The organism is Paracoccus sp. (in: a-proteobacteria) (assembly GCF_035556475.1).
Taxonomy (GTDB): Bacteria; Pseudomonadota; Alphaproteobacteria; order Rhodobacterales; family Rhodobacteraceae; genus Paracoccus.
Window position 1 is genome coordinate 21,519 of sequence record NZ_DATMFA010000020.1, and the last position, 6,170, is coordinate 27,688.

6 protein-coding genes are annotated in these 6,170 nt (G+C 65.2%); 3 read left to right on the forward strand and 3 right to left on the reverse strand.

The features are described from left to right. Positions 1 to 69 precede the first annotated feature (69 nt). A complete protein-coding gene (gene murD / locus VNQ78_RS02655; protein ID WP_325686304.1) occupies positions 70 to 1,470 on the forward strand; it encodes a UDP-N-acetylmuramoyl-L-alanine--D-glutamate ligase in 1,401 nt (466 codons plus the stop codon). A gap of 39 nt (positions 1,471 to 1,509) precedes the next feature. Here murD and VNQ78_RS02660 read toward each other — a convergent pair whose 3' ends face one another. Then, the gene (locus VNQ78_RS02660) at positions 1,510 to 2,733 is read right to left on the reverse strand and encodes an MFS transporter (RefSeq protein ID WP_325686306.1); all 1,224 of its coding nucleotides are present in this window, start codon (positions 2,731 to 2,733) and stop codon (positions 1,510 to 1,512) included. Between the two features lie 161 nt (positions 2,734 to 2,894). On the opposite strand from VNQ78_RS02660, the gene VNQ78_RS02665 reads away from it, so the two are divergent. Beyond that, positions 2,895 to 3,431: an isochorismatase family protein gene (locus VNQ78_RS02665; protein ID WP_325686308.1), complete on the forward strand. Its 537-nt coding sequence runs from the start codon at positions 2,895 to 2,897 to the stop codon at positions 3,429 to 3,431. A gap of 4 nt (positions 3,432 to 3,435) precedes the next feature. Here VNQ78_RS02665 and VNQ78_RS02670 read toward each other — a convergent pair whose 3' ends face one another. Together VNQ78_RS02670 and VNQ78_RS02675 are read right to left on the reverse strand one after the other, a co-directional pair. Next, positions 3,436 to 4,356, reverse strand: coding sequence for a hypothetical protein (locus VNQ78_RS02670; protein WP_325686310.1), 921 nt, complete (start codon positions 4,354 to 4,356; stop codon positions 3,436 to 3,438). A 210-nt stretch (positions 4,357 to 4,566) separates the two neighbouring features. Continuing rightward, the gene (locus VNQ78_RS02675; RefSeq protein WP_325686312.1) at positions 4,567 to 5,715 is read right to left on the reverse strand and encodes an OmpP1/FadL family transporter; all 1,149 of its coding nucleotides are present in this window, start codon (positions 5,713 to 5,715) and stop codon (positions 4,567 to 4,569) included. A 270-nt stretch (positions 5,716 to 5,985) separates the two neighbouring features. Here VNQ78_RS02675 and VNQ78_RS02680 point away from each other — a divergent pair. Further along, positions 5,986 to 6,170 (forward strand): IMP dehydrogenase (locus VNQ78_RS02680; RefSeq protein ID WP_325686314.1); only part of this gene is annotated, 185 nt, incomplete at its 3' end.

Here is a 6,170-nt window from a genome sequence, read left to right on the forward strand (position 1 = left end):
GTTTTCCAAATACCCTCGGGGGGTCCGGGGGGCGAAGCGCCCCCGGCCTTCCTCAGCCAAGGAAATGCCATGATCCCGGTCCAGGGCGTCGAAAACCAGACCATCGCCGTGCTCGGCCTCGGCCGTTCGGGCCGCGCCACCGCCGCCGCGCTCGCGGCGGGCGGGGCGAATGTCGTCGTTTGGGATGACGGCGTCGACACGCGCGACGCGGCCGAGGTCGAGGGGATGCGTGTCCTCGACCTGACCCGCGAGCAGAGCTGGGAAGGCGTCTCGGCGCTGATCACCAGCCCCGGCATCCCGCATCTCTACCCGCGGCCCCATCCCGTCATCGCCAAGGCCTATGAGATGGGCGTGCCGGTCGACAACGATATCGGCCTTTTCTTCCGTAGCTTCGCCACGCGCGAGTGGGAGGAGTTCGACACCATCCCCCGCGTCATCGCCATCACCGGCTCGAACGGCAAGTCGACCACCACGGCCCTCACGCATCACATCCTGAAGGAAGCCGGGCGCCCGACCCAGATCGGCGGCAATATCGGCACCGGCGTCCTCTCGCTCGAACCGGCCCATGACGGCGAGGTCGTGGTCCTCGAACTCTCCAGCTACCAGACCGACCTTGCCAGGTCGCTGACGCCCGATGTCGCGGTTTTCACCAATCTCTCGCCCGACCATCTCGACCGCCATGGCGGGCCGGGCGGCTATTTCGCGGCCAAGCGCCGGCTTTTCGCCGAAGGCGGGCCGGACCGCGCCGTGATCGGCGTCGACGAGGTCGAGGGCCGCTATCTTGCCGACCAGCTTGCCATGTCGCCGGCCGACGACCGGGTGATCCGCGTCTCCTCGGGACAGAAGCTCGAGGGCTTCGGCTGGTCGGTCTTTGCCCGCAAGGGGTTCCTCTCGGAATATCGCAAGGGTCGCCAGGTCGCCTCGATCGACCTGCGCGAAATCACCGGCCTGCCGGGCGAGCACAACCACCAGAACGCCTGCGCCGCCTATGCCGCCGCCCGCGCCGTGGGTGTCGCCCCGCGCGAGATCGAGCGCGCCTTCCACAGCTTCTCGGGCCTGCCGCATCGCAGTCAGACCGTGGCCGAGATCGGTGGCGTGCGCTGGGTCAATGACAGCAAGGCCACCAATGTCGATGCCGCCGCCAAGGCGCTGACCGCCTTCGCCAATATCCGCTGGATCGCCGGCGGCATGGGCAAGGAAGGCGGGATCGAAGCCATCGGCCCGCATCTCGGGCAGGTGCTCAAGGCCTATCTGATCGGCCATTCCGCCCGCGACTTCGCTCTCCAGATCGGCCAGACCCCCTATGAGATCGCCGAGACGATGGAACAGGCGGTCGCCCGCGCCCATGCCGAGGCCCAGCCCGGCGACACCGTGCTTCTGGCCCCCGCTGCCGCGAGCTTCGACCAATATCCGAATTTCGAGAAGCGGGGCGAGCATTTCACCGCCCTTGTCGAGGCCCTGAAGGGCTGAGACGGCGCGGGAGCGCGACGCGCCGGCGGCGATCCGGGCTCAGGCAGAGTTCGGATGCCGCGCGGCCCGTCGCCGGCGCAGCGCGATGACAAGCATCGCCATCACCGACAGCCCGGCCCCGACCTGAAAGGGGGATGCGGATCCCGCGTTTTGCCACAGCCATCCGGCCATCGTATTGCCCAAAAGCAGGACGAGGCCGGTCACCAGATTGAACGCACCGAAGGCACTGCCCTTCAGGTGATCCGGCGTGGCGCCCGCGATCATCGCGCCAAGCAGTCCTTGCGAGAATCCCATATGCAGCCCCCAGAGGACGGTGCCGAGGATGTAGATCCAGACCGTTGCAGCAAAGGCGAGCGTCAGATGGGCGGCGGCAAGGAAAGCCAGACTGCAAAGCAGCAGCCCGCTGGTTCCGATCCGGTCCGAGATCCTGCCGACGGGAAAGGCCGTCAGACCATAGGCCGCATGCATGATGACCAGCGACAGCGGCACCCATGCCGGCATGAACCCGGCCTCCAGCGCCTTCAGAAGCACGAAGGCCTCGCTGAAGCGGGCAAGCATGATGATCGAGGCCAGACCGATCACCGCCCAGATCGCCCGGTTCAGACGAAGCGTGTCGGCAAGGCGGAAGCCGTCGCGCTTCACCTCGCGGCTTTCCTCGGGTTCCCGCACGAAGAAGACCAGCACGATCATGCAGAGCGTTGCCGGTATCGTGGCAAACCAGAATACCGCCGGGATATCACCGGCGAGAAGGATCATCGCGCCCACCGCGACCAGTGGACCGACGAAGCCGCCGACCGTATCGAGCGACTTGCGCAGGCCAAAACTCGCCCCGCGAATCTCGGGCGGGCTCACGGCGGCGATGATCGCGTCCCGCGGCGTGCTTCGAATGCCCTTGCCCACCCGGTCCAGCGCCTTTGCCAGCACGATCTGGTCCAGACTGACAGCCAGCGGAAAGATCAGCCGCGAGAGCCAGCCAAGCCCATATCCCAGTACCGCCAGCGGTTTCGAGCGCCGGCTGATATCTGCGAACACGCCGGACAGGAATTTCGTCACCGTCGCGACCGCGACCGAGAAGCCTTCGATAAAGCCGATGGCTAGCGCCGAGGCACCCAGACCTCCGGCAAGATAGAGCGGCAGCAGCGCGTTGATCATTTCCGAGGAAATGTCCATCAGCAGGCTGACGATCCCCAGCATCCAGACGGTGAGCGGTATGGAGGGGCGAAGCGCAGAAGCTCCGGCACTTCCGGTTGCGGTATTCGTCATCGTTCACCTCGCGCGGCTGCATGGCCTTAAGGCATCATTTTTCAAGTCAAGGCAATGAACCTTCCGCGCCGGGCAGAGGAACATGCGCCAGCGGTCCCTTGCGGTTCCCCGCGCGAAAGTGCCAGACCGGCGCGTCACATTCAGCCGGGGAGAGTGCTGCGTTGAAGGCCTTGATCATCATCGACATGCAGATGGAGATGCAGCACCGCATCGATGCCGGCTACGATTGCGTGAATGCCAACGCTCCGGCCCGGATCGCGGCTCTCGCTGCGGAATTTCGCCGCCGGGCGCTGCCCGTCATCCACATCCGGCACCGCGAGGAGGACAGCGCCTCGCCGCTGCATGAGGATGCGGCGGGTTTTCCCGCCATGCCCTGCGCCGAAGCGATCGAGGGCGAGGCGGTCTTTCTCAAGCGGACGTCGTCGGGTTTCGCCTCGACCGATCTGGCGTCACATTTGCGCGGCGAAGGTATCGCCGATCTGGTCGTGACCGGGGCCGTCGCAGGGTTTTGCGTCAACAGCACGGTGCGGCACGGCGCGGACCTCGGCTTCGGCATGACGGTGGTTCGTGATGCGGTGATCGGGTTCGACCTGCCCGCCGCGGACCTCTCCGCCAAGGCGATCTTCGATGTCACGCTGGCTCATCTGGAAGCCGACTTCGCGCAGGTGGTCGAGACATCGGATCTGCTGGCCGGCTAGCCCCTCAGGCTGCGGCGGATCTGAGGCCGGCGATGCGGCGGTCATAGGCCGCCAGCACTTCGGCCCCTCCCTCGCGCATCACGTCCTGCCGCAACTCCTCGGTAAAGAGTTCGTCGATCCGCGCGAGGCTGATCCGCGACGCCTCGTGCATTTTCATCTGCCCGTCGAGCTTGCGCAGGAAATGCGCCCCGGCATGAACCGGATGGTAGACCATGCCCGTCGGGGGCATCTCCGCTATTCGCAGATCCGACATGGGCAGGCCGAAGCGATAGGTCCGCGAGGTTGCGAGGCGACGGTCCATCGCGTTCATGTCGCTGCACCGAAACCCGCCCTCGTTCAGCACGGTGGACATGAAGGATTCGTCATTCGGCCATCGCCGCGCGGGGTTCTCTGCAAGGGTTTCCGCAAAGCCCTCGGACATGCGGCGGCGTTCCGCGAAGGCGTGCTGCAGAGCCTTGCGACCGACGGCGACGATGGGGAAAAGGCAGGCATGGACCCGGGCGCTGAAATGGCGCATCGGTTCATGCCAGCTCCAGTTCGGGCCGGCCTCGCGCATCATGAAAGCCAGAAAGTCGATGGTCGGGTCGGCGAAACGGTCGAAGAACTGCCGCGCTTGCGCAAAGCTCAGCCGCACATCATATTCGATCATCCAGTAGCGGTCGTAATTGGGGAGCGACTGCATTCCCGTGAACAGGAAATAGTCGCCGCAGAGCCAGGCAAAGTTCCTGGGGGCATGAAGGCCCATCGCCTCGACATGCGCGCGATCCAGTCCGATCTTGGCGCGGCCCTTGCCGGCATCGACCGCGGCGCGCCCCTCCTCGCAGATCAGCACGACATCGCGGCCCGAGGTTTCATGCAGGTAATCGAACAGTCTCCGCGCGGGGGCGTCGAAGTTGTGGCACCGCAGCAGGATAAGTTCACGCATCAAAAGCCGCCCCCGAGCCCATTCGGCCCGCTCTCCCACGGCAGGCAGATGCCGTGAGCGGTGAGGCTATGCAGCACATGAAACGCTGGTCAAGCTAGCGCCGGGCGGGCAGGCGGAAAGCGGCGCGCTTCGCTTTGTATCCGGCGATTGCCCCAACGGAAAAAGGCCCCGCATCGGTCGCGGGGCCTTCCTTTTCTGCGGTCCGGCGGATCAGAAGCTGTAGCCGATCCGCATACCGATGCCCCAAAGGTCGTTGCCTTCCATCTTGGCGCGTTTCTCGTCGGGCGTTCCGGTCTCGGCATAGGCGTCGCCCAGCTTCATGTAGCTGATCCCGGTGGTGATCTTCATCTGGTCCCTCGTATAGATCGCGGCCAGCGTGACCCCCTTGCGCCCGTTCGTCGGAGCGAGCGGCGAGACGAGGTCGTCGGTTTCCGGCTCGTAGGTGATCGAGGCGGTGCCGGCCCAGTTCTCGGTGAACTTGCGCCCGATGCCGATCGTGTAGGTCGTGGTGTCGTCAAGCTCGACCAGCCCATCCTCGACCCCGAAGCCCGCGGGCGGGGCCGAGACGAGAAGCCGCGGATCCACCTTGAACTCGGACCAGTTCACCCAGCGGATCGAGCCGAAAAGCAGCGTGTCGGGCGCGATGCCGGTCTGGCCCTCCAGCATCCAGGAGCGCGGGGTCTTGACCGTCGTTTCGCTGTCGACGCTGAGCGGCGGCAGCGCGCCCGCGATGCCCGGATGGGTCTCGGTCGTGTCGAAGTCATGTTCGATCGGCGAGTTGTAGGTCAGCGAGATGCGGGCCGCGATGTCGGGGATCTCATAGGCGGCACCAAGCACCCAGCCCACGCCCCAGGCGCTGTCGAGATCGACGTTGTAGCCCGAGAGCGAGCTGTAGGCGAGGCCGCGCAGCGTCACGTTGCCATCGGCATGCGAGCCGCGCAGACCGCCGTGGATCGAGAAGTTGTTCTCGAACTTGTAGCGCAGCAAGGCGGTATAGGTGGTCGAGTTCACCTCGACCGCGGTGCCGCCCAGCATGACCGAGCGCGCCGGGTCATAGGTGATGTCGGCACCGAAGGGCTGCTCCACGATGAGGGCGGCCGACAGGTTCTCGGTGAACTGGTGCTTGTAGGCGAGGCCGACGAAGCCATAGCCTTGGGCGACGTCGCCGGTTCCACGACCGCCATAGATGTCGAGGTCGTTCCCGTCGACCGTCGGATCGACGCCGCCAAAGCTCAGCTCGACATATTTGCCTTCCTCGAAAAGCACGGCGATGGATTGCGGCGCGCGCTCGATGCCTCCGGCGAAAACCGGGGCTGCGCTGGTCAGCAGCACCGCCGTTCCGGCCAAAATCTTTTTCATGTTTATCCTCCCATTCGGGCCCGAGGGCCTTGGAGCGAGCATTTCGCGGCGCTTCCGTCCACGTCAATCATATGGCTGATCTGACGCGGCGTCGTAAGGCGGGTTCAATCAATGCGCGTGTCGATGCGGCCACGTTACAACACCAGCGTGGAGCCGGGCGGGCCATGCATCCAACGCGAATCTGCGTTGCTCCCTCATGTCGGCGCTGGACAATCCCTGCGGCTCGTGAAATGGGAAACTGCCAAACGAACCCCTGACAAGGATGCTCCCATGCAGATTCGTGAGGCTTTGACCTTCGACGATGTTCTTCTCGTACCTGCGGCGTCCTCGGTGATGCCGTCGACCGCCGATGTGACAACCTATGTCACCCGGCAGATCAGGATGAACATTCCGCTTCTCTCCAGCGCCATGGACACCGTCACCGAGAGCCGCATGGCCATTGCGATGGCCCAGGC